The organism is Bacillota bacterium (assembly GCA_040755295.1).
In the GTDB taxonomy this organism is placed as follows: domain Bacteria; phylum Bacillota; class Desulfotomaculia; order Desulfotomaculales; family Ammonificaceae; genus SURF-55.
On record JBFMBK010000003.1, the window covers coordinates 124,295 to 145,394 of the forward strand.

Genomic DNA, 21,100 nt, shown 5'->3' on the forward strand with positions numbered 1-21,100 from the left:
TCTAAAATAATCGATTAAGGTACGCCAGATTCCTTCTATACAAGTTTTTCATAGGGTTGACCAACCCAAAAGGTCGTAAACGATTCAATAACCGGATGCCGCTTCGATAAACTGCGAAAGGGCGACGACAACCGACGCCGCGGCTAAGCCGCCGGTGGCCGTTTTCGTATAGACCGTGCCCAGAAGCAAGAACCCAATTGACGTTCTGATTAACCGGTCGCGGTTACTCAGATTTTTCTCCCAATCAAGGTTCAACGTTTAAACCTCCGGAATCCATTTGAAAGACTAAGGCGTTTTTATAGTATTGCCCACATAATCCATAATATAATCGATGGGCACCGCAAGGCCGCGGTGTTCTTCACTGTCACGGACACTGCCGAAGACCACGGCAATCACCCTGCCGGATGCGTCGATAACCGGGCTGCCGCTGTTTCCGGGATGAACGGGGGTAAGGAGTTCCAGGACAGGCGCGGCGAAACCCGAAAGATGCAGCGTCCGGCCCAGAGTGCCGCTTATGGCGATATCTTTTATGCCCAGGGGGTTGCCGATCACGAATATGTTGTCGCCGGCATGCGCCTGCTTTGCGCTTCCCAAGACGGCCGCCGGAAGACCGGAGGCGTCGTTCAGGTAGATAACGGCCAGATCGTATTCCGGCTTACAGGCGTAACCTCTAACCTTGTAAACCCTGCCGTCTGGAAAGGAAACGACGATCCGAACGGCATCCTTAATCACGTGATTATTGGTAACGATCACCCCCATGGGGTCCGTATTAAACCCGGTGCCTTGCTTCTGCGACAAACCGGAGACGGCGGAACTTCCATTAGTCCTGTACAGGACCGTAAGCTGAACAACAGCCGGTCGAATCCCGCTGACCCTACTGTCCCGCGCGAGCTTTATCGAATCGAAGATGAATCCCGGCGGAGGGAAATATGATTTAGGCCAAGTGGTGGCGATAATGCCCCCGAGGAAAACGATGACCAGGAAGAGCGCGGTAAGCCGCCTGTTTCTGGTTGTTCTTTCCCTGTTACTCAATAGACGGCGTCTGCTCCGGATATGGAATATCCTCTTTTCCGGCCCAACTTTTCCATCCCGGGAAGGAAGTGCGGCGGAGCGCCGCTTGAATGCGACATGTTTCACGGTTGCGTCTCCTTGCGACTGGTTGATGGTTGTACGCCTTCTTAGCAGATTATATAACACCGGATTCTATAATAAGGAGGTTTATGATGCTCGCCGAACATGAAATGGAAATGACCCGGAAAACGAACGAACCTCTTTGTCTTGTCTTCTGCGACGTTGACGGGTTGAAGTCGATAAACGACAACTTCGGCCATAATGAAGGCGACGCCGCTTTGAAATACCTGGCGACAGGCAGAACAATAAATTCAAATCGAAGGGTTAAATAGAGGCGGACAGGTAAAAGGCCGGTCTTATCCGGTGAGGTGTTCGGATTATATTTTTGCATCCTATTAAAGTCGACGACTCTGATTCTACATTATCTCGCTGAGAATGAGCAAACTAAGCGTGAAGCATTTGATCCGGGGTGATTAAGGTTGGTCCTTCCGATCGGCAAAAAAACGCAGGATCAGAACGAAGTTTTAAGCGCTCAGGAAGCTTTTTCGCTGTGGGATATCCTGAAATCAAAGTACCTGCAGGTAGACCACCTGCAGATCTGGGAGAACTTTGCGCACGACAGGGATTTTAAGGTCATTCTGCGGCAAATAGTCAAGACGTACCGCCATAATGTCGGCATCCTGGAGAAAGAACTTAAAAGATACTCTATTATGGGCCCCGACCAGGCCCGGAGCGCAATTAACTCCCCCAGCAACCCCGAGATAGTTACCGATGAGCATATCGCTGAGGATATGTTTTTTTATCTCCAGGAGCACATAGAAAACCTTATGCGCGCAATCCGGACATCGACGACCAACGACCATGTCCGGTCGGTGCTGCGCGACATGTTGGAAAGAACCATAGCCCAAGAGGACGCTTTTTTGAAGTACATAAGGGTAAAAGGATGGATAGATCAACCGCCGCTTTATAAAAACTCCGCAGGTAATACAAACGAAAGAATATCCGGGGCCGAAGCATATCATCTGTGGGAACATCTGACCTTCAGGTATGACAATATACTTCAAACCCGGGTGCTGTCGTTGTTTATTCAGGACGGCGATTTTAAGATGGTTATCGAAACGGGCGTAAACGAATTAAAGAAACAGATTGATATCCTGGAAAAAGAGCTGAATCAATTCGGGATGCAACTGCCGAAGAAACCGACGGATAACCTGACATTCGTGAGAACGGAAGAACTGTGCAAGGACGATCACATATACCGGACCATTTTAATAGGGCTGCAGGGGGCGTTGACGGTACACGTCGCGGCTATCAAACAGTCGACATTAAACGACCGGGTAAGGGGCATCTTTAAAAACCTATTATTTCAGGAAATGGAATATGTGGACCGGTTTATCAAATACGGAAAGGCAAAGGGTTGGCTTAATCCCGAGCCCCTTTACCGTCCTTGAAATTCTTATTACACATGGGAAAAGCCTCAACTACCCTCGGATCGAAGTGTTTCCCCGATTGCTAACGAACAAAAAGACTTTACCCAGAAAAAGCAAAAATTCGTTTTTCGTGTGCTTGTACGTATTGACGACCAGGGTATAGAAGACCATAATCGCCACCGAAATAGCGAATGTCCCGGCAGCTGTGTGGAATAAAAGTGCTTGTTCTTGGCAGGGGTGTACAAAGCCATCAAGGTCAGCAGGTCCGGAATTAAAAAACCGGCGATTAGATTTTCAGGGAAAACAAAGGTTTTTATTTTGATTGAATCTGTCCAAAAAGCTTACGAAGTTCGGCGGGAACGCCGTGAGGAAGGTTTTAACCGGAAAAGCATTGAATAAGAAGCATTGAGTGAGGGATTATTAGAGGGTTGGAATACCGGCGAATAGATTTTAAAGCGTCATTATAATACGGAGGGTGCAGACTTGCGGAGAGTTATGTTTGCGGTAGTCATCGCCCTGATAATAATCATCGGGACGGGAGTCTATCTGAAAGGGTATGATTTACGCTCACCCGCACAGTCCAAAAAGAAACCGACGGGTCAAGAACAAGCCCCCCAAAAACCGCCGCCGGAAAAAATAATCGAACCTCCGAATGACTTTGTGATTATACAGGAATACATTCCCTCCGTAAGGGTCGAGCTCATTTACTTCACAGAGAACAATTTCACAGGGAAAAGGCTGTACGACAGCCCAGTGGCTTACTTGCGCAGGGGAACCGCCGATAATCTGAAGAATGCGGCGGACGAAGTCGCCGCACGCGGTTACCGGCTGAAAGTCTGGGACGCCTACCGGCCGCCGAGGATACAGTTCAAAATGTGGGAGTTCGTTCCCGACGCACGCTTCGTGGCCGATCCCCACGGGGGGTATTCCTATCATTCGCGGGGATGCGCTGTGGACTTGACACTGATAGATCAGGACGGGAAGGAGCTTGATATGCCCACCGGATTTGACGACTTTACGCCCAAGGCGGACCGTGACTACAGCGATGTCAGTGCCGTGCAGGGCGCCAACGCCGGGTACCTCGAGAAAGTCATGGTTAGGAACGGTTTTACATCAATCCGGACCGAATGGTGGCATTTTGTCGACCGCGAGAAAGAAATATACGGCGTCGCCGAGGACGTTTACCTGGAAGACACGGTTCCGCGATATTGAATCGGCAGGAGAGTTTAACCGTGATATCTTAACCATTGGCGCTCGGTCAGCCATTTAACCGCAAGCCAGCCCCGGCTTGACGGAAACATTATAAAGTTGGGCTTACGTCGATAGATGTCGCCTGCCATTGCGAACGCCGTATCCCCTGCGTCAATAACACAGCCGGATTTCCCGCCGAAAAGACGTTTAGGCTCATGGCCTAAGAGCCGGGCCGCAATGTTATCCGCCGCCACCAGCCCTTGGAAGTGGGCGACCGCTCCGGCCTTATAAAGGGTGTGACCCGAAGGAAGTCGCACTTGGTTAACATCCCCGATGGCGTATATATCGGGAAAGCCGGTACGCAGGGTGAGAGGGTCCGCCGCTACCCAACCGGATTCGTCCGTCATGCCGCTTTTCCGTACAAATTCCGGACAATGATGGCGCGGGATGTAGAAAAGCAGGTCGAAGTTCGCTGTTTGGCCGTCCGAAAACCTTAAAAGTTTCCTTTTTACGTCGACGGATTCTAAATGCCGGTCGCAGTGAAGCTGTATTCCGCGCTCGGAAAGAGCTCGCATGATGTAACGGGACGGACGTATCCCGGTATTTTCAGAAGGCGTCGTCTCGGGGCTGTATACGGTGATGCTTATATTACCCCATCGCCCCCGGCGTGTAAAAAAGGAGCGAAGAATGAGGGCGGCTTCGTAAAGCGCCGGAGGACACTTAAAAGGAAGGGCTGCCGCCACCAAAACAACTTCACCCGACTCAAGTTTTTCGACGGCTTCCCATATCTTGAGCGCTCCGTCCGGCGTATAAAGGTTGAAACCGGACTTTCCCAGTTCAGGAGGGTCGGGAATACTTGCATCTGCGCCTGCCGCGAGAACCAGTACGTCGTACGAAAGCTTATCCTTTTCCAGACGGATCTGCCGGCGATCGGCATCAACCGCAGACAAGCGGTCGATGACCACATCCACCCCGGCTCCGCGCAGATTGGCGATCGACCGGGAGAGATCACTAATCTGCCTGCGTCCGACCATCAACTGAAGGAATGAAGGTTGGTAAAAAACCTCCGCTTCCTTTTCCACCAGGGTTACTTTATGTTTTCCGGAAAGCCTTGCAGCCAGACTTCGCGCTGCCGCCGCGCCGCCGGTGCCGCCGCCGACCACTACGACATTCGCCATATTTCATGTCCTTTATTATGGAGTTTATTTATATTCTTACCTTTCAGCGGAAAACCACACCGAAAGACGAAAAAATAAGCGCTTATTTTTCTTTGTGGGAGTATTGAGTAGGATAAATAACCATAATGAAGCTTATTATTTATTATTAGTGATATAACATGTAATATCGTCTTAATACGTAGTGATGCCAAGTAGTAAGCGGGTATTATATCAGTTGTGAAGATATGGGGTTGACTGTTATAATTATCTGCCGGGTAAAAATGGCAACATATACCGGGAGAAGGGGAATCGAATGGAAGGTAGTGCGCCGTTGGCGGTATGTTTTGATTTCAGCGGTGTGATTGTGGACCACAAAGACAAAAAATTCATTCCGGGGGTGGAGGCTCTTATCAAGAAACTCCATTCGAAGATGCGGCTTATGGCGATTATCAGCAGGTTCCCGCCGCGGGTCGTGGAAGGTGAATTGTCCGGACTGAAACGCTGCTTCAAGGAGGTTTACCACGCCTTGAAAAGGTCCAAACTGGACTGCGTGCGGGAGTTTGCGATGGTTTACGGGATCACCGACCTCTCGAAAGTGGCGTTTGTCGACGACAAGCCGGAAAATCTGAGGGCCGTGGCGGCATCGCCGGTTCGCACAATCGGTTTCCGCGGGAGCGGCAAGTATGATACGGCCGCTGCCTGTAAGGATATCGGCATACCGTACGCGGAAAACGTACATGAGCTGAGCAGGCTGCTCGGGTTGTAGCGGTTTATAACCGGCGATTCAAACGCTTGCATCGCGGTTGAGAAACCATTATAATAATTGTTGCGGACAGCGGGTCGGAGTGGCGGAACTGGCAGACGCGTACGTTTGAGGGGCGTATGGTTAACACCGTGGGGGTTCAAGTCCCCCCTCCGACACCAGTAGAAATGTGCAGCGAGGAATTGTCTCCTCGCTTTAGTTTTTCCTGGAGGTAAAGCGGGTAGAGTGTAACATTTACTATGCCAGTATCAGAGTCCAATTCCATATGGCGTATATAAGTTTTAAAGAGGGTTCTCTTTTGCTCGTTAGTGCCGGATTCAAATACCTTTCTAGTGTTCGAGAAGAATTCACGAGCTTTTTCGGGATCAATAGTCAAAGGGACAGGGCGTTTTTGATTTAAGCTTTCCAACTTGTCAAACAGCTGAATTCGTTGGGCTTTCAACCTTTCAATCCGTTCATTACAGATTTGGGCATCAAGGCCGCCGTAAAGGGCTTCAAAGGTGAAATCAATTTTCTTTTCAATTGATCGAAGTTCGTTTTCTATACTGGCAATTGATTTATGGTATATTTCGATATTACTTTGAATTCGGGAATTAAGCTTTTTAAAAAGGTTCTCAACAGACTCAGGAGTACCGAAGGTGTTTTCGATTATAGAAATCAGCTTACTTTCCAGTGAATGGCTGTTGACGCGGGCGGCATTATTACAGCCGATGCTGCCTTTGTAGTGATGATTGCCGCAGCAGTATTTACCTGCGTGATGAATGGAACGAGAAACACCTATCATATTTCCTGAACAACGCTTACAAGTGAAGAAAGGTTTGCCTTCTAAGTTTAGTCCAGTTAAAAGCCAACGGCTGTCATAACTACGCGCGGCCGGTGTACGCGGTTGTCTGGTCAACGAAACAGCAAGAGCTGCTTTAACTTCCTCTATGGAAAGAATGGGAGGGTGTGCATTAGAAACTTCAACCCACTCACTTTTATCTTTATAGCGCTTACCCTTGGTATTATGATCTTCTTTATTCCAGTAGTAGATGCCGGTATACTGCATAAGCCTATTCTCACGAATCATTTCAACGAGGGTGGAGGTTCCCCAGGGCTTGCCTTCAGGACCGGGGATATTAAGAGAATTAAGCCTATCCCTAATTCGTTTATAAGAAAGACCTTCACCAACTCGCCAGTCAACAACAATTTGACGAAGTATCGGAGCAGTTTTAGGATTAACTTCCCATAGGCACTTATAACAGTCCTTACCTCTACGATCTTTTCCGACGTGAACGCGCTTCAACTTATAACCGAATGGAGCTCGACCGCCGTTTTTATAGCAGTAACCAGTTTCGGGATCGCGTTTCGAGGCGTTTTCAGACATGCCTTTTCGAACATGAAAAGCGGTTACCATTGAGGAAGTCATGGCCATAGATTCGTCGATAGCTTCCCGCCAAATACCATCAACGGTCTGGGTGTCGTAAGGGTTAGTAACGGAGGTTACAGTTACCCCGTATTTTGAAAGCTCATATTTAACGGTGTACGATTTGTATTTATTCCTAAAAAAACGGGAAGTGTCATGTACCAATATTTTAGACACTTCAGAGGCAGAAATCGCGTGTTGAATTAAAGCTTTAAAGCCAAAGCGCTTACCTTCGTCGTGATAAGCTGATACTCCTTCATCAACGTATTCCTTAACGATAACCATTCCGTTATTTTCAGCGTAAGCCCGTATTGCCTTGAGTTGTGCCGGTATTGAAAGATCGGCTTCTGCCTGTTCAGGCGTGGAAACCCGGGCGTAAGACAACGCTTTAATAAGAGACATTCTATTTCACCAGCCTTTCCAGCTTTGAGATTACAATTGCTCGGATATTGATCGTAAAAGATTCAGTTTTATCAAAGGTTTTAGACGGAGATACGTTTTTAAACTGGACCAATTCCAACATTTCTGTATCACCACGTTCTGCTATAACCCAATCTTCAGGTTTTGGGGGCGTAAGATTCTGAGACGTTTTACGCCAAAGAAGGGGTATAACTCTGATAACCGTTTCAGGTTTATACCACTTGCAAACGTAATAATTAAGAGTACCTTCGGATTCGTTAAATTCCCGTATGGCAAAATGATGGTCCTTGCCTATATCTACCGGAACAGGTATAAGAGAGAATAATTCTTCAATCGGAGAAACATTTCCGTCTTTGATTTCGTAAAGCACTTCAATAAAAAAAGCATCCGAAAACCTCTCAATAGCGGTTTTTAGCGTAGCTTGGATTAATGACGGGTCCTCAACGCCAGGGCCTAAGAAGTAATGGAGTGGCTTGCCTAAAACCCTTGCGAATTCTTGAAGGATGTGAACAGGTATTTGCCTTATGCCTGATTCGTAATTGGAAACAGCCGAGGAAGTTAAACCTATTCCCTTTGCAAGATTCGCCAAAGTACAACCGGATTGCTCGCGGGCGTTTCTCAACCTTTCGCCGATAAATTTGTAATATCGATCAAGAGCTTCTTTGTCCTCCGGCATTTTGGGTCTTACCTCAAAATCATCAGTTTCATTATAGAATTCCTCAGCCATTATAAATACCCCCGACTCGTATAGTAATGTGTACTATTTGACACGTAACGTTAATTTCCTTCTTGGCAGAAAGAAAATTTTGGAGCAAAATAAATGTTAATATAACTTCACATTATGTTAAGGTGCGAAATGATTAAACAAAAAGGGAAAGCGGTTATAGTTTGCCGGATAAGCGAATGCGAAAATGGAATTTTGAAAACTATTAATTCCATTCGAAGGAATACGCTTGTCGAAATCGCTTTTAGAACTCTGAGCGGACGAATAAACGACAAATTGAAATCTGAGGAGAAAAGCGGTTAATTGCCGGCAGATAACGCGGCAGGGGTCCTGGGGGTACCCTCCGCGTTGCTGCCGGCGTCAAACGATATTACGGAGGGTAGAGCATGTCGGATAATTGGCGGGATGAGAGGCGTAAAGTCTGGGGTATGTTGCTGGATCTGAAACGTCAGATTAAAGAGCTTGAAAGATACCTTGGAGTTGATCAAAAAAGAAAAAGTGTGAGAATACCGGAGCAACCCGCTAAGCGGGCCGGAGCGTAGCGAAGGGCCTTTACATGGGGAAGGCCCTCTGATACCGTCCACCAGGCGGCCCCGGGGGGCGCAGCCAACCGGGGAGGTAGGGCCTGGGGGACAGGGGGCCAGGGGTCCCCGTGTCAAGGCTTGCGAAGGTTCGGAAAATCGGCGCCCAGCAAACATATAACATGCTGGGCGCAAATTACATTCAAGAAGGGGTGAAAGCCTTGTTAATACGGGGAATAGACACATTAATTTTCGGATTGGATATTGAAAACTACAAAGGGGAATTGGGGTACATACTTAAAAAGTTCGATGCACTAAAGGAAGAAGCGCAAAAAACAGGGAAGGAAATAATTATAGAATTGAATGGAGTAACCCTTACTGTGGAACCGAGCGGAATGCCTTTTTACCGTTACAGACTAACCTGTAACGATTGGATTATTGGTTTTAGTGAAAAGCCGGTAAATATAAATCCAGACATTAAAGTTAGGTTAATATCGGGGTTTTTATGGTCTTACGGTTATCAGGGTGCATATGAGAAGTTTCTTGATTGGTTTGACTTTTTCGGCGTAAAAATTCTTAAATCTAAAATAACAAGGCTGGACATTTGCGCCGACACCGATAAAGTTCGGTTTGTAGAATCAGATAGAGAAGGTTTTGTAACGAGGGCAAAGTCGCATTGCAGACACCATGTTACCGAAGAACATTTTGAAGGAAGTACATTTACTGGTTTTTCGATAGGTAGCGGCAAGCCACTACTGGTAAGGATTTATGATAAAAGCAAGGAAATAAGAAAATCAGGTAAGGAATGGTTTAAGGATATTTGGAAGGATAAAGGTTGGGATGGTGAAAAAACAGTATGGAGAGTTGAGTTTCAGTTAAAGAGAGAAGTTCTTAAGGAACTAGGCATTAGCAGTGTTGAAGATGTCTGGGGGAAAGAAGATGCCTTATGGTCATATTTGACTACGAAATGGCTTCAGCTAAAAAAAGGTTCGGGGAAAAACGTTTCACGATTGCCGGATAAAAGCAAATGGAAAGTAATTCAAAAGGCTGAAATAATAAAAGAAGTTTCTCCGTTGGTTAGAGAAAAAGTTCTAGAAGGAGACTTGAAGCGTTTACTGGACCAAGGAGGCGGGATTTTGTTATCCATAGGTGCACTTACAAAATCAAATTGTATAGAAGAAGCTTTAGAAAAATTAAAAGCGTGGCAAGAAGGTAAGTTAATTGCCGAGGGTGCGAATTTTAGAGGGAAGGTAGAGTTGAGAAGAACTAAATTTATAAGGTAAAGGATTGGAATTAATTACTTATTAGAAGGAATTAGAAAAAAAGTGTCGTAGATTCATACTCAGTGAGAAGCTAGACCAAGAGTTTAAAATAATGAGGGGAAATATGATTGAGATAGAGTTAAAAAAGATAGAACAAATATTGACGCTAAAAATTAAATCAGCCCCTGATGAAGTGAAGAAGTCATTTCCCAAAGTCCTTCAAAAAAATCCTCTTTATTGGATAGCTTTTAGCAGCGATTCATTTTTTTCTTTAATATTCTTAAACGATATTTACAAAAATATAACTCTGGATAGGATGAGTAAGAGACTCGATTCTTTTCCGGGTTTGATTTTAGATTCCGAGAAAAAAGCGCCTGCGGCAATTAAGATTGATAATTCTAAATCTATGTGGGTAGGTAATTGTACTGTTAAAAACATGTACTCATTTGATCTTGGTAAAGATTCAACGGTTATTTTAGAAAACCATTTGCAATACGTAAAGTTTAATAATTCGGAGGATTATGAATATAAAATTGACTTAGCTTATATAATTTCTTTTGGGAATGAAATTAACGTAAGTAACTTGCCACAGTATTTTGAAGAATTATTGACTTATTCTATAATGAAATGGAGGCAAGAACATGCCTCCAAGTCTTGAATTGTACAATGAATTAAAAAATATGATAGAAGATACCATAAAAAGGGAAAAGGAATGTGGAGAATATCTTAAACATATTCCAGAATTCTTATTCAATGAAACATTTAAAAGGGTTGTTTATAGTGATATAGAATATAGGGGTAACACAGGCAATGCTGATTTTGTTATATCCGCAGAAGTAATCACTTCTTCGGGAATATCAACGGTTAAAGCATACGTATATGAACTTAAGGCACCGCAATGCTATATTTTTGAAAGAGATAATAATGAGCGTTTAAAACCTTCGAAAGATTTGATAAGCGCTGAAAACCAATTAATTAATTATCATGATGAAATGAGGTCGAGCGATCAATTCAGAGATAAATATAAAGTCATGCACCCAGATAATGTTTGTATAGGAGGAATTATAATTGGTTGCAGTCGATTCCATGTAAAAGGAAATTATCCTGAAAGCAAGAAAGAGGTACTTTATGAAGGCGCATGTCGAATCAGAGATCACTATTTTTATAGAAGTTGCCCCATGAAGTTGATAACGTGGGATATGATATTGCGACAATTCATCCCCAGGAAAGAAATTGTGTCAGAGACAATAATTGTTCGACCTGTAGAATTAAAATGGTCTGTTACAGGACCAACTATTATTACAGGGTCTACTTGATCTAATAAGATAACTAAAAGCCGACACCATAGCGACAGCACAGTGTCAGGGAGATAAACCCTGGTTTTTTTATTTTTGCGATTAAGTACGGATACGGGCCGTAAGGTATCAAAAGTATTTAGTAATTTCCGGCATTATGAAGGATATTTGATATTAACGTAGTAATCTATGGCTTAATTTAAAATATTTGAGGTGTTTAGATGGCTAATAATTCTTTTGATGCAGAAATATTTGATTTTTCTAAAAGAGTAAAAGCACTTAAGGAGTCATTGCCATTTGTTAAAGTATTTATGCAATTTTATGCTGAGCAAACAAAGAAAGCATATAAGGCTTTTCTTATGAAACATAATATAGAAGAAGGTGAAATTATAAATAGTATTATTAAATTAAAACACGAAGAAATTAATATATTTAGAGAAATAATAAAAGCGTTAAATAATGCAAATATAACAAATAGTGTATTGCCACGTAGTTTTATAGTATCACTCGTTAGTGTTTTTGATGCTTATATAGGGAGATTAATCAATGTAATGTTTTGCGAAAAATCCGAGCTATTCAAAACACTGGAAAAAACTATAAGTTGTTCGCAAATACATGAATTCTCAAGTATAAATCAAATAAAAGAATACATAATAGAAAACGAAATTGAGAACGTTTTAAGGGAAAGTCATGATAAACAGATTGGTTGGCTAGAAAGGAAATTAAATTGTCCTTTAAGAAACTTAGACGCGTGGAAATATTTTATTGAAGTGACAGAAAGAAGAAACTTATTTGTTCATTGTGACGGAATTGTTTCTTCGCAATATATTTCAGTTTGCAAAAAGCATGGAGTAGGCATTGGGAAGGATGTCAAGGTTGGGAAAACATTACTTGTTTCTCAAGAATACTTTACAAAAGCATGCGAATACATGCTTGAAATGGGTGTTAAACTAGGTCATGTAATATGGAGAAGATTACTGCCCAATAGTTTAAAAGATGCAGATAGTAACCTTAATAATATTTGTTATGAAATGATTAGAGATGAAGAGTATGGAATGGCAATAACACTACTTGAATTTGCAACCTCCGTAATAAAGGAATGGTATTCTCAAGAATCTAAATTAATGTTTATTATAAACAAGGCCCAGGCTTATAAATGGCTTGGAAATCAGAAAAAAAGCAAGGAAATATTACATGAAGTAGACTGGAGTGCATGTGCAGATAAATTTAAGTTGGCTAATTATGTGATAACGGATGACTATGAAAATGCGAAAGTAATAATGGAAAGAATAAATTTGTCCGGGGAAGTCACCGAAGAGAATTATAAAGAGTGGCCATTATTTAAAGAATTTGTTAAAACAGAAATATTTAATAAAACATACAAAAAAATATATGGTGAAGAATTCCATGAAGAAATAGAAGAAGTTGCTGCTACTAAAAATGATGGCTAATTATGTATTTAGTGTTGGATCAGAGAAGCCGATTATAACGAAATTTCAACGTTCATCTCAGCCCAGTTCGCTCCTCCGACACCATAGTGATTACCACAAAGTCAGGGAGAAAAGACCTGGCTTTTTTGTTTTTGCTACCGGGGCATGGTGCAAGGAGAATGAGAAAGGAAAGATACTTCAGAGTTGATTTGGAGAAAAAGGAACAGGAATTCCGAGAAAAACTCGCTTGTCGTTGTCCCGCCGGATAGCTGTGCTCCGAGCCGACGGCGACATCGGCTAGCCTCGGAGCGAACGACGGCCCGCGTATAGAGCCTGATATTAATGACTAATTTTTATCTGGTTGATAATAGAAATAAGTCTTCCTATCTTCCGTAATTCCTTTCTTACATACGGCACGATGTGCGCGCCTGTTCGCTTAGCCGAGTCTTCGCCGTGTCGCGTAAGCGGCCCTCCGGCAAAGCTATCCTTGCGGGACAAACGCCAGCCAATAACTTAAAACTGAAATGTTAATAAGTTAGGTGCCTGGCACCACCTCCCTTACATTAGTAGGAAGATGTCTGGGGAAAAGAGGACGCATTATCGCATTATGGTCCTATTTGAACACGAAATGGCTTCAGGCTTCAGATAAAAACAGGTTCGGGAAAAAATGTTTCACGATTGCCGGATAAAAGGAAATGGAAACTAATGCAAAAAGCTGAAATATTACAAGAAGTTTCCCCGTTGGTTAGAGAGAAAGTTTTAGAAGGAGACTTGAAGCGTTTACTGGATCAAGGAGGCGGCATTTTGTTATCTATAGGTGCCCTCACAAAATCGAATTCTATAGAAGAGGCTTTAGAAAAGTTGAAGGGGCACGAGGAAAAAAAGTTGGCCATTGAACGTGTGGATTTTATCAGTAAAATAAGGTCCAGAAAACTAAGATTTCTTAAAACAGAAATTAAACCTAAGTGTTAGATACTTCATATCCATGAAGGTTTTATTAGATGCTTATTTAAATACTGTGATAATCCATCAAGGTCTGGAAATAAAGAAAACCTGTTGATACGATTTATTCTTAAAAATTGCAGTGCGTCTTCTCGAACGGATATATCAAAATCAATAGGCTTAAGATAACCGGTATTAACCAGTTCACCATTAAACTCATCTTCTAGATTATTGCAAGCATTACCTTGAATTACAAAAACACTTTGCTGTACTATGATGCGAGTATTGGTTTTAATGGGGTAAATTGCCATAGATGTGTTGTCTGATGAGGTTAGAAAAATGTCAGGATACGCGAAAGTTTGAGAAGAAGGCAAAATAATCTCCTCCCTCTTAATGGACAGAAGGTTCAGCTTAGGAGCATCTAACATCCATATTCGAGATGTACCATTTGTCCATTTATCGGTAGCAAAAAACAAAGCAACGATGAAACTTTCAGTCCAATCAAGTAATCGAGTCGTTAAACCGTGATGTTGCATTGAATAAAGCAAATTCCACCCAGACTCATTACCGTGAAGTAAATTGCCGTGAATTTTGTAATATCGATATAATTGTTCTTCAAGCTGAAGATAGTCCTTTAAATTATCAAGACGTAATCGAAAAAGGCCGGAAGTTAATTTGTAGGACGAATTTGATAAACCCCGAAACCATACTGTTCCGGAAGATTTACGAACAAAATCATCAACAGAGTTCAGAACATTAGCCCAATCATTGGTAAACACTTATTTCACCTCTTTTATAAAATAGCACGAAAAGTATTAAATGTTAAGAATATTAAGGCATTGTGAATATTAAGGCATTGGATATATAACTCTTACTGCAATACTCTTTGTATGTTAATATTATTTCGAGGTGGTATTATGACGGGGGAGAAAATTCGATTATCCGCAATATTAGTCCTTCAAGGAAAATTTAGGTTTTACGTTGTGTCCATGCCTTCAGATGTTTTGAGAGATACGTGTTTTACGATAACTCGCGAAGATGATCCAATCGAGGGATTCCAACGAAGATTAGATCCAAACCGCGCAAATGATATAGCCAATTATATCGACAAGGGTGTCGGTTCTATACCTACCGCAATAATTGTGTCGGCACAAGAACAGACTGATTTAAAATACAATTCAAAGACAAAAACAATATCATTTAAGAACCAAAAGAAAGCATTTATAATTATTGATGGACAACACAGAGTATGGGGTTTTACATTAGCAAAGAATTCTATTAGAGTGCCGGTAGTTATATATGAAGGACTTACGCGGGTAGAAGAAGCACAGTTATTTATCGATATTAATGTTAATCAAAAACAAGTTCCAGATTCTTTGCTTTTAGACGTAAAAAGGCTATTGCAAAGAGAGACAGACGAGGAAAAGCGATATAGCGAATTATTTGACATGTTTTACGCTGACCCAAATAGTGTTTTAAGAGGTCATTTGGTAAGAGGTGAGAATAGACCTGGAAAATTATCAAGAATTATGTTTAATAAGGCTATTGCTGATTTGCTAAGAAGTGAATTATTGAAAGTGCCAAATAAAAAATGTTTTGATATCATAAATAATTACCTTAAGGCTGTCCAGCAAATTATTCATGAAATTGAACCAAAGGCAAGAGGCATAACAAAAGCAGTAACATTCCAGGGAATGATGGCAGTATCACGATACGTAATTGAGAAGACGGTTAACAAACACGAGAAATTAACTCAAGATGCATTTTATGATATTTTAAAAGAACTAAAAAACAATATATCGAAAGAAGTAATTTTAAGGCCAGGAAATTCATATAGAAAGTTTTCAGATAAAGTATTAGAAGCACTTTCAAGACTTTATATAGAACCGACTATTATTACAGAGGAATAGAAATCATAAAGAAATTTTAATATTCATCTCAGCCCAATTCCCCCCTCCGACACCATAGTGATATCAAAAAGTCAGGGAGAAAAGCCCTGGCTTTTTTGTTTTCAATAAAATATAGTCTACTTTTAGCGTTCTTGGCGTCTTGGCGGTTAGGTCGTAGTATGGTGAGTTTTGACAGCTGTGCTCCGGGGCGCGCGGAGAAGGAGGAGAATTATTAATAAAGTGGAAAACTGATTATGTGTTTAATTACTTTTGAAGGGAGTTCTTAATTTTATGACTGAAAAGGATAGTCCGAACGACCAAATATCCGTTTCGTTTCCGGAGGAAAGCAAAGGCGGAAACTATGCGAATAATATGATTGTACAGCATACGCAGGAAGAATTCATTTTGGATTTTTTAATGATCGCGCACCCGGCAGGCAAGGTAGTGTCGAGGATAATCCTGAGCCCCGGCCATATAAAAAGAGTCGTGGAGGCTTTAAGAATCAATATCGAGAAATACGAAAGCAAGTTCGGCGCGATAAAGGCGGCGGAGGAACCAACCGGTAATTATCAAATGTAGATATTCCGCCCGCACGGCGCCGCAGCGATGCAACGGGCCAGGGAAACAGAAACCCCGGCTTTTCATTTTGATTTACAACCGTCCGCCTGTTTTTGGTTGACAAGTTTTGAACAGTTCTGTTATTGTTTTTGCGGCTGCTCGGGTTTTGAAAGAAGAATGTAAATAAGGACCCGTAAGCCTGTAGCTTAGAAGCAGAAGCATACCATAAACGGAGCGCAACGAGAAGTGATGCAGTGCAAGGAAGCGCTCCGACGGGCGGGCCGGAGCGTACTGAAAGCGTACGTGAGGACACGGACGGCGGAGACTGACGAAGCAATGCGTTGCTTATCGTTGCGCCCCTCGAAAAAGAACTACATTATTAAGATAGGAGTGAGGATGATGGACGACCTGAAGAAGATGTACCGGACGGTTATGGCGGACCATTTCCCGGATGACATGACGATTAGTTTCGGGGACCAGAAACTGGTCTATCGGAAAAGGACCTGGAAGATACCGGACAGCTCCGGCGTTCTTGTGGAGACCGGGCTGCGTTACGGTGAGAATCCCGGTCAGGAAGCGGCGCTTTACGAGCTGACAGGTGGAAACCTGATCTTGGGCGAATGCCGTTTTATCGAGCCGGGTAAGGGGCTGGTCAGCGCGATAACGGAAGAGGATATGGTTCAGGCCGGAAAGCATCCCGGTAAGACCAACCTGACGGATGCCGACAACTCGCTCAATATTCTCAAGTTCCTGACCCGCAGGCCCGCCGTGGTCATCGTCAAGCACAACAACCCCTGCGGCGTGGCTTATGGGGACACCTTACTGGAGGCGTACCTGCGGGCGGACCGCGCCGACCGTATCGCCGCGTTCGGCGGCTGCGCTGCGTTTAACCGGACCATGGACAAGCAGACGGCGGAAGAGGTGGCCAAACATTACCTGGAGGTGGTGGTGGCGCCCGATTACGACGGCGAGGCCGTGGAAATCCTTAAGAAACGCAAAAATCTCAGGATTATCCGTATCAACCGCATGGACCGTCTTGAGGAGTATTGGAAAATGCGTTTCGTTGAGTTCAAGAGCCTTACGGACGGAGGCGTAATCGTCCAGCAGTCCGCCGTCAACACGATCCGGACCAAAGAGGACCTGCAACCGGCACAAGCCGTGTACAAGGGACAGGAATACCGGATAAAGCGCCGGCCGACGGAACGGGAGTATGACGATATGTTGTTCGGCTGGGCCGTGGAACAGGGCGTGACCTCCAATTCGGTGCTGTACGTCAAGGACGGGGTGACCGTGGGCATCGGCACCGGGGAACAGGACCGGGTCGGGGTGGCTGAGATCGCGGTATTTAAGGCTTATACCAAATATGCCGACGCGCTTTGCTTCGAAAGACTCGGGATACCTTACAAGACCCTCGAACTTGAAATCACCTCAGGAAACAGAAAGGCTTCGGAAAAGGAAGAGATCGACCGGCAGACTACAGAGGACCATGCGGGTCTTATCGGCGCGGTCATGGTTTCGGACGCCTTCTTCCCGTTCCGCGACGGAGTGGATGTAGGAATAAAGGAAGGCGTTTCGGCGATTGTTCATCCCGGCGGCTCGGACCGGGATTATGAATCCATCCAGGCCTGCAACGAGGCCGACCCGCCGGTGGCCATGGCTTTCACCGGCCAGCGCGCCTTTAAACATTAGAATAAACTCGTTTTATTCGGTCGGACACCGAAAAAGTCAGGGAATCCAGCCCTGGCTTTTTAATTTAAGCGCTTTGGACTATTGACAGGGGTCATTGCGGAGGTGAGAAGGCTCAGAATCAGTCGAAATGGCTTGTAGGCCATCAGAAAGGCCATTATCGCTAAATGAACTCGCCGTACTATGGAAACCTTGCCATTGATTTATTGGGGGCTTGGAGGCGATTCTGGAAGGCGGGTCCTCGCCCGTGACCGGGCGCAGGCTCAGATAACGCGCAATTCTTTCGGTTTTAAAAAAGAATTAAGGTTACTCTATACAGTAAAAACAGATTTAAACCAAACCAGGCGAGAGCCGTTTAAATTGAAAGGAAGACCGTTATGCAGCAAGATAAACTGGTCTATAAGCTTAAAGAGTTTATGGCTCTGGAATCATTTCAGGTGGACCTTTACAAATCACAGCTAAGCTCACTTGAGGACTCTCATATTAAACACGTGTACGAAAGATTTACGGTCAGGGAACAAGAGCATACGGAATACCTCAAGGACCGGCTTGATCGGTACGGTGAAGGTGTTGGCGTGACGGTTCCGGCTTTCAAACTGGCGGGCATGGTAACCGGGAAAGCTCTCGACCTGCTGAGCCTGAAAGACCGTTATAAATTAGGGATTGCGGTCGAACACAAGGCCGTGCAAAAGTATCATGAATTCATTGAAATGACACGGCACGATCCCGAACTTAAAGATTTAAACAAGTACCTTTCATATTTTATGGTAGACGAGGAACTGCATGAATTCTGGTTTAAGGAACACCTGTACAGGCTGGAAAACACATAAGGATGGCATTGAAACGTCATTCCTCAACAACTTCAGTCAGTTATCGGGCGATACCCATTATATGAACGGTTACATCCCCGTAGCGGCCAAAAGGCGCAGGGCGTTGCGAAAGACGACGGCCTCGAGTTCGTCGTTTTTTAAACCGAGTCCTTTAAGACGTCCCACTTCCCAACCGGGGTCGCGGAACGGGTAATCGCTGCCCATTACAATCCTGTGGGTCCCGTGTTCCCTTGCCATGAGCACAAACTTCTCATCCGGCAAAAAGTCAAGGGAACTTGAGGTGTCGAGAAACACTTTCCTGCCGACAAGCGCGTTCATCGCCCGGTCCCACATCCGGTATCCGCCCATGTGCGCCGCAATAACCGTCAGTCCCGGGAACAGGTCAAGGACCCGTGCAAGCTTTTCGGGAGTGGCGTAATTGAACTTGTCCGGAGTTTCGTCGTCGCCCACGTGCAACAATAAAACAAAGTCCCCGGCTAATCTTTCGTATAAGAAAAGAGCGCGATCCTCATCCAGGTTGAAGTATTGAAAATCAGGGTGGAGCTTGACCCCCTTGATGCCTGCCGCCCTCAGCCGAGCCAGCTCGGCGTCGATCTCAGCGACTTCGCCGTGCGGGTGCAGCGTGCCGAAAGGAACGAAAAACCGGTCCCTGTTTTCCAGCGCCCAGTCGTTCGCCGCCTTCACCTGGTCGGGCCTGGTAGCGGCCGTGCTGAAGACCGCGGTCTGCACGCCGGCCTTGCGCCCCAGTTCCAGATATTCGTCCTTGACGCCCCGGTAATTCACCGGAATGCCGTAGTGCGCGGCAAGGAAACCAACAACCTTGTCGGCGATGCTTTCAGGAAAGAAATGCACATGGAAGTCTACCGGTTGCATAATCCACCTCAACCAACAAAATGGTTAAAACCCGATTTCTATCTTAACTTTTAGGAGGTAACAAGGTCAACCACCTGATTCTTTTCGCTTCTAAATAAATATTGGACAAAATAATCCGGCGTCACAGGCGAATTTGATATGGTACATACGGTAATGCCGGCTGACGCTTCTGGCGAAAAAGCTTTTTGGAATCAATAACCAGTGGGTATTGCGGTACATATATTGAATGAGATGATAACAGTCTTTCTTTTGAAGCGGAGTGATAACCTGATGAAAGCAGAAAACATAATAGTTTTCCCGGAGGTTTTAAGGACAAAGCTCGGCGACGAGGCCGCCAAGCAATTGGTGGATATAGTAAACGCCACTGCGGAAAAGACAAAAAATGATGTTTTTGAATTTTTGATTGAACGTTTTGAGAGTCGGCTGGCCAAAAGCGAGTCCTCTTTAATAAGGTGGATGTTCCTTTTCTGGGTCGGTCAGTTAGCGGTGACGACCGGAATAGTGTTTACTTTCCTGGGCTCTATTATCAGGGCCTTAACATGAATCTTAGAAAATCAACGCTGGCGGAATGTCAAGGAAAAGAGATCCGAAAATAACCGACATGCCGGACGAGCGGGGAACGCGAACTTAATTTCAGGCGACGTTTGTTCGCGCGGACGTATAATGAAAGGTATGTTCTGTTCACGAAGAGTCTTTTGGGGCGCTCCCCGGATCAGGCCGAAATTGAGCGCCTTTCCATAATAACCCATACACCAATAGTCGGTGACAGAGGAGATAAAGATATTGGAACCGGTCAAGGGAAAGGTGCTTTAAGGAACTAAAGAGATGCAGGAATAAGCTTCTTACCAGAGAGCGGGCTTGTCCGTGGCGGTTTGATTACCGTTTATTCTTTTGGGTGTTGTGCTTCTCGATAATACGGAATGAGTTTAACCTGCCCGCAGGCGCCGATGTGCTCCCCCAGGATTATAACCGCGCCGGTGACTCTGTCAATATCGTTTGCGAAGGCCAGGGCTTCTTCGATGTCCGCGGGTGTCCGCACCAGATTACCGGCAGCGGTGGCAACAGCATCGGCAAGGGTCGCGGAAGCGGCAAGTATCACGCAGGCGTCCGCCCGTCCAAAGCTTTTCGAATGGCCGACCGTACCAGATGAGGTGCATATCCCGAGCGGGCTCTGATCGGACGGGATTTCCACCGCAACCTTGTCGGAAAGCGGGGAAGGCCCGGCGAAGATCCCCACGGTTCTTTTCCGTGTGGACTTAAGATAGATATCTCCGCCGTTTTCAACCACTACATCGCGGGAGTATCGGGCAAGTAAACGGCCCGCCATATCCGAGAAAGCTCCCGCAACCGCTGCCATGGGGCCGACGCCGGCTTCGGTTGCGGCTTCAGCCATACTGACGGCAATTTGCGGAGCATCCGGCAGAACGCGGTGCGGCTCAAAGGTCTTAAGAAACACCGGGTCTTTTTCGATGTAAGCCTCGAGCCGCGCCCGCTCTTCTTTAACCGTTTTTTCAACGAGCCAGATAAGTTCCGTAGCAAAACGTTCGGAGCGCACGCCCACGCACAGGTCGGTTTCCTTAACTTTAACCTGAAAAAAGGTCAGATCGTTTTCGCTAAAGATCGACCGGTATGCGCGTTTAGCGTAATTCATGG

Annotated in this window: 23 protein-coding genes, 1 tRNA gene and 1 pseudogene; 16 read left to right on the forward strand and 9 right to left on the reverse strand. The window is 44.7% G+C overall.

The genetic code is table 11. From position 1 onward, the window contains the following. Positions 1-84 precede the first annotated feature (84 nt). Together AB1500_03675 and AB1500_03680 are read right to left on the reverse strand one after the other, a co-directional pair. Positions 85-255: a hypothetical protein gene (locus AB1500_03675; protein ID MEW6182262.1), complete on the reverse strand. Its 171-nt coding sequence runs from the start codon at positions 253-255 to the stop codon at positions 85-87. A gap of 30 nt (positions 256-285) precedes the next feature. Then, entirely contained in the window at positions 286-1,137 is an 852-nt protein-coding gene (locus AB1500_03680) for a S1C family serine protease (GenBank protein MEW6182263.1), read from the reverse strand. Between the two features lie 83 nt (positions 1,138-1,220). Between AB1500_03680 and AB1500_03685 the strand changes: the two genes are divergently transcribed. Together AB1500_03685 and AB1500_03690 are read left to right on the forward strand one after the other, a co-directional pair. After that, the gene (locus AB1500_03685; protein MEW6182264.1) at positions 1,221-1,403 is read left to right on the forward strand and encodes a diguanylate cyclase; all 183 of its coding nucleotides are present in this window, start codon (positions 1,221-1,223) and stop codon (positions 1,401-1,403) included. A gap of 147 nt (positions 1,404-1,550) precedes the next feature. Next, positions 1,551-2,522, forward strand: coding sequence for a spore coat protein (locus tag AB1500_03690; GenBank protein ID MEW6182265.1), 972 nt, complete (start codon positions 1,551-1,553; stop codon positions 2,520-2,522). A gap of 30 nt (positions 2,523-2,552) precedes the next feature. On the opposite strand, the pseudogene AB1500_03695 reads toward AB1500_03690, so the two are convergent. After that, positions 2,553-2,717: pseudogene (locus tag AB1500_03695) on the reverse strand (MASE3 domain-containing protein). Positions 2,718-2,984: 267 nt separating this feature from the next. Here AB1500_03695 and AB1500_03700 point away from each other — a divergent pair. Continuing rightward, positions 2,985-3,713 carry a M15 family metallopeptidase gene (locus AB1500_03700; protein ID MEW6182266.1) on the forward strand — a complete coding sequence of 243 codons (729 nt, stop codon included), beginning with the start codon at positions 2,985-2,987 and terminating at the stop codon, positions 3,711-3,713. Between the two features lie 14 nt (positions 3,714-3,727). Here AB1500_03700 and AB1500_03705 read toward each other — a convergent pair whose 3' ends face one another. After that, entirely contained in the window at positions 3,728-4,870 is a 1,143-nt protein-coding gene (locus AB1500_03705) for an FAD/NAD(P)-binding oxidoreductase (GenBank protein ID MEW6182267.1), read from the reverse strand. 292 nt (positions 4,871-5,162) lie between these two features. On the opposite strand from AB1500_03705, the gene AB1500_03710 reads away from it, so the two are divergent. Beyond that, entirely contained in the window at positions 5,163-5,615 is a 453-nt protein-coding gene (locus AB1500_03710) for a hypothetical protein (protein MEW6182268.1), read from the forward strand. Between the two features lie 73 nt (positions 5,616-5,688). Further along, positions 5,689-5,773, forward strand: a tRNA-Leu gene (locus AB1500_03715). Here the strand turns inward: AB1500_03715 and AB1500_03720 are convergent. Both AB1500_03720 and AB1500_03725 read right to left on the reverse strand, forming a co-directional pair. Beyond that, positions 5,752-7,419 (reverse strand): recombinase family protein, encoded by a 1,668-nt coding sequence (locus tag AB1500_03720; GenBank protein MEW6182269.1) that lies wholly within the window; start codon positions 7,417-7,419, stop codon positions 5,752-5,754. The two genes, AB1500_03715 and AB1500_03720, sit on opposite strands and share 22 nt — an antisense overlap. 1 nt (position 7,420) lies before the next feature. Continuing rightward, positions 7,421-8,164: a helix-turn-helix transcriptional regulator gene (locus AB1500_03725; protein ID MEW6182270.1), complete on the reverse strand. Its 744-nt coding sequence runs from the start codon at positions 8,162-8,164 to the stop codon at positions 7,421-7,423. Positions 8,165-8,547: 383 nt separating this feature from the next. Here AB1500_03725 and AB1500_03730 point away from each other — a divergent pair, with 383 nt between their 5' ends. From AB1500_03730 to AB1500_03755, 6 genes are all read left to right on the forward strand, one after another. Further along, positions 8,548-8,703 (forward strand): hypothetical protein, encoded by a 156-nt coding sequence (locus AB1500_03730; GenBank protein ID MEW6182271.1) that lies wholly within the window; start codon positions 8,548-8,550, stop codon positions 8,701-8,703. A 110-nt stretch (positions 8,704-8,813) separates the two neighbouring features. Next, the gene (locus AB1500_03735; protein MEW6182272.1) at positions 8,814-9,965 is read left to right on the forward strand and encodes a replication initiation factor; all 1,152 of its coding nucleotides are present in this window, start codon (positions 8,814-8,816) and stop codon (positions 9,963-9,965) included. A gap of 103 nt (positions 9,966-10,068) precedes the next feature. Next, the gene (locus AB1500_03740; protein ID MEW6182273.1) at positions 10,069-10,602 is read left to right on the forward strand and encodes a hypothetical protein; all 534 of its coding nucleotides are present in this window, start codon (positions 10,069-10,071) and stop codon (positions 10,600-10,602) included. Further along, positions 10,586-11,260 carry a hypothetical protein gene (locus AB1500_03745; GenBank protein MEW6182274.1) on the forward strand — a complete coding sequence of 225 codons (675 nt, stop codon included), beginning with the start codon at positions 10,586-10,588 and terminating at the stop codon, positions 11,258-11,260. Before AB1500_03740 ends, AB1500_03745 begins: the two co-directional genes overlap by 17 nt. A 200-nt stretch (positions 11,261-11,460) precedes the next feature. Further along, positions 11,461-12,690: a hypothetical protein gene (locus tag AB1500_03750; protein ID MEW6182275.1), complete on the forward strand. Its 1,230-nt coding sequence runs from the start codon at positions 11,461-11,463 to the stop codon at positions 12,688-12,690. Positions 12,691-13,374: 684 nt separating this feature from the next. Beyond that, positions 13,375-13,641: a hypothetical protein gene (locus tag AB1500_03755; protein ID MEW6182276.1), complete on the forward strand. Its 267-nt coding sequence runs from the start codon at positions 13,375-13,377 to the stop codon at positions 13,639-13,641. Positions 13,642-13,646: 5 nt separating this feature from the next. Here AB1500_03755 and AB1500_03760 read toward each other — a convergent pair whose 3' ends face one another. After that, complete coding sequence (locus AB1500_03760; protein MEW6182277.1) at positions 13,647-14,390, reverse strand: FRG domain-containing protein; 744 nt, start codon at positions 14,388-14,390, stop codon at positions 13,647-13,649. Between the two features lie 138 nt (positions 14,391-14,528). Between AB1500_03760 and AB1500_03765 the strand changes: the two genes are divergently transcribed. The 4 genes from AB1500_03765 to AB1500_03780 all read left to right on the forward strand — a co-directional run bounded on the left by AB1500_03765 (position 14,529) and on the right by AB1500_03780 (position 18,574). Beyond that, positions 14,529-15,521: a DGQHR domain-containing protein gene (locus tag AB1500_03765; GenBank protein MEW6182278.1), complete on the forward strand. Its 993-nt coding sequence runs from the start codon at positions 14,529-14,531 to the stop codon at positions 15,519-15,521. A 270-nt stretch (positions 15,522-15,791) separates the two neighbouring features. Then, a complete protein-coding gene (locus tag AB1500_03770; protein MEW6182279.1) occupies positions 15,792-16,079 on the forward strand; it encodes a DUF3467 domain-containing protein in 288 nt (95 codons plus the stop codon). Between the two features lie 378 nt (positions 16,080-16,457). Next, the gene (locus AB1500_03775) at positions 16,458-17,747 is read left to right on the forward strand and encodes an IMP cyclohydrolase (GenBank protein ID MEW6182280.1); all 1,290 of its coding nucleotides are present in this window, start codon (positions 16,458-16,460) and stop codon (positions 17,745-17,747) included. Between the two features lie 374 nt (positions 17,748-18,121). After that, the gene (locus AB1500_03780; protein ID MEW6182281.1) at positions 18,122-18,574 is read left to right on the forward strand and encodes a ferritin-like domain-containing protein; all 453 of its coding nucleotides are present in this window, start codon (positions 18,122-18,124) and stop codon (positions 18,572-18,574) included. Positions 18,575-18,643: 69 nt separating this feature from the next. Here AB1500_03780 and AB1500_03785 read toward each other — a convergent pair whose 3' ends face one another. After that, positions 18,644-19,447, reverse strand: a complete 804-nt coding sequence (locus AB1500_03785) for an amidohydrolase family protein (GenBank protein ID MEW6182282.1) — start codon at positions 19,445-19,447, stop codon at positions 18,644-18,646. A 270-nt stretch (positions 19,448-19,717) separates the two neighbouring features. Here AB1500_03785 and AB1500_03790 point away from each other — a divergent pair, with 270 nt between their 5' ends. After that, entirely contained in the window at positions 19,718-19,990 is a 273-nt protein-coding gene (locus AB1500_03790; protein MEW6182283.1) for a hypothetical protein, read from the forward strand. Between the two features lie 340 nt (positions 19,991-20,330). Here the strand turns inward: AB1500_03790 and AB1500_03795 are convergent, their stop codons facing one another. Beyond that, positions 20,331-21,098, reverse strand: coding sequence for a UPF0280 family protein (locus tag AB1500_03795; GenBank protein MEW6182284.1), 768 nt, complete (start codon positions 21,096-21,098; stop codon positions 20,331-20,333). Positions 21,099-21,100 lie beyond the last annotated feature (2 nt).

Bases quoted from the DNA above. Each gene is read 5' to 3' on its own strand.
- AB1500_03770 (MEW6182279.1), top strand. From the start codon at position 15,792: ATGACTGAAAAGGATAGTCCGAACGACCAAATATCCGTTTCGTTTCCG.
- AB1500_03790 (MEW6182283.1), top strand. From the start codon at position 19,718: ATGAAAGCAGAAAACATAATAGTTTTCCCGGAGGTTTTAAGGACAAAG.
- AB1500_03730 (MEW6182271.1), top strand. From the start codon at position 8,548: ATGTCGGATAATTGGCGGGATGAGAGGCGTAAAGTCTGGGGTATGTTG.
- AB1500_03765 (MEW6182278.1), top strand. From the start codon at position 14,529: ATGACGGGGGAGAAAATTCGATTATCCGCAATATTAGTCCTTCAAGGA.
- AB1500_03785 (MEW6182282.1), bottom strand. From the start codon at position 19,447: ATGCAACCGGTAGACTTCCATGTGCATTTCTTTCCTGAAAGCATCGCC.
- AB1500_03780 (MEW6182281.1), top strand. From the start codon at position 18,122: ATGCAGCAAGATAAACTGGTCTATAAGCTTAAAGAGTTTATGGCTCTG.
- AB1500_03740 (MEW6182273.1), top strand. From the start codon at position 10,069: ATGATTGAGATAGAGTTAAAAAAGATAGAACAAATATTGACGCTAAAA.
- AB1500_03725 (MEW6182270.1), bottom strand. From the start codon at position 8,164: ATGGCTGAGGAATTCTATAATGAAACTGATGATTTTGAGGTAAGACCC.
- AB1500_03705 (MEW6182267.1), bottom strand. From the start codon at position 4,870: ATGGCGAATGTCGTAGTGGTCGGCGGCGGCACCGGCGGCGCGGCGGCA.
- AB1500_03710 (MEW6182268.1), top strand. From the start codon at position 5,163: ATGGAAGGTAGTGCGCCGTTGGCGGTATGTTTTGATTTCAGCGGTGTG.
- AB1500_03775 (MEW6182280.1), top strand. From the start codon at position 16,458: ATGGACGACCTGAAGAAGATGTACCGGACGGTTATGGCGGACCATTTC.
- AB1500_03750 (MEW6182275.1), top strand. From the start codon at position 11,461: ATGGCTAATAATTCTTTTGATGCAGAAATATTTGATTTTTCTAAAAGA.
- AB1500_03755 (MEW6182276.1), top strand. From the start codon at position 13,375: ATGCAAAAAGCTGAAATATTACAAGAAGTTTCCCCGTTGGTTAGAGAG.
- AB1500_03795 (MEW6182284.1), bottom strand. From the start codon at position 21,098: ATGAATTACGCTAAACGCGCATACCGGTCGATCTTTAGCGAAAACGAT.
- AB1500_03745 (MEW6182274.1), top strand. From the start codon at position 10,586: ATGCCTCCAAGTCTTGAATTGTACAATGAATTAAAAAATATGATAGAA.
- AB1500_03720 (MEW6182269.1), bottom strand. From the start codon at position 7,419: ATGTCTCTTATTAAAGCGTTGTCTTACGCCCGGGTTTCCACGCCTGAA.
- AB1500_03685 (MEW6182264.1), top strand. From the start codon at position 1,221: ATGATGCTCGCCGAACATGAAATGGAAATGACCCGGAAAACGAACGAA.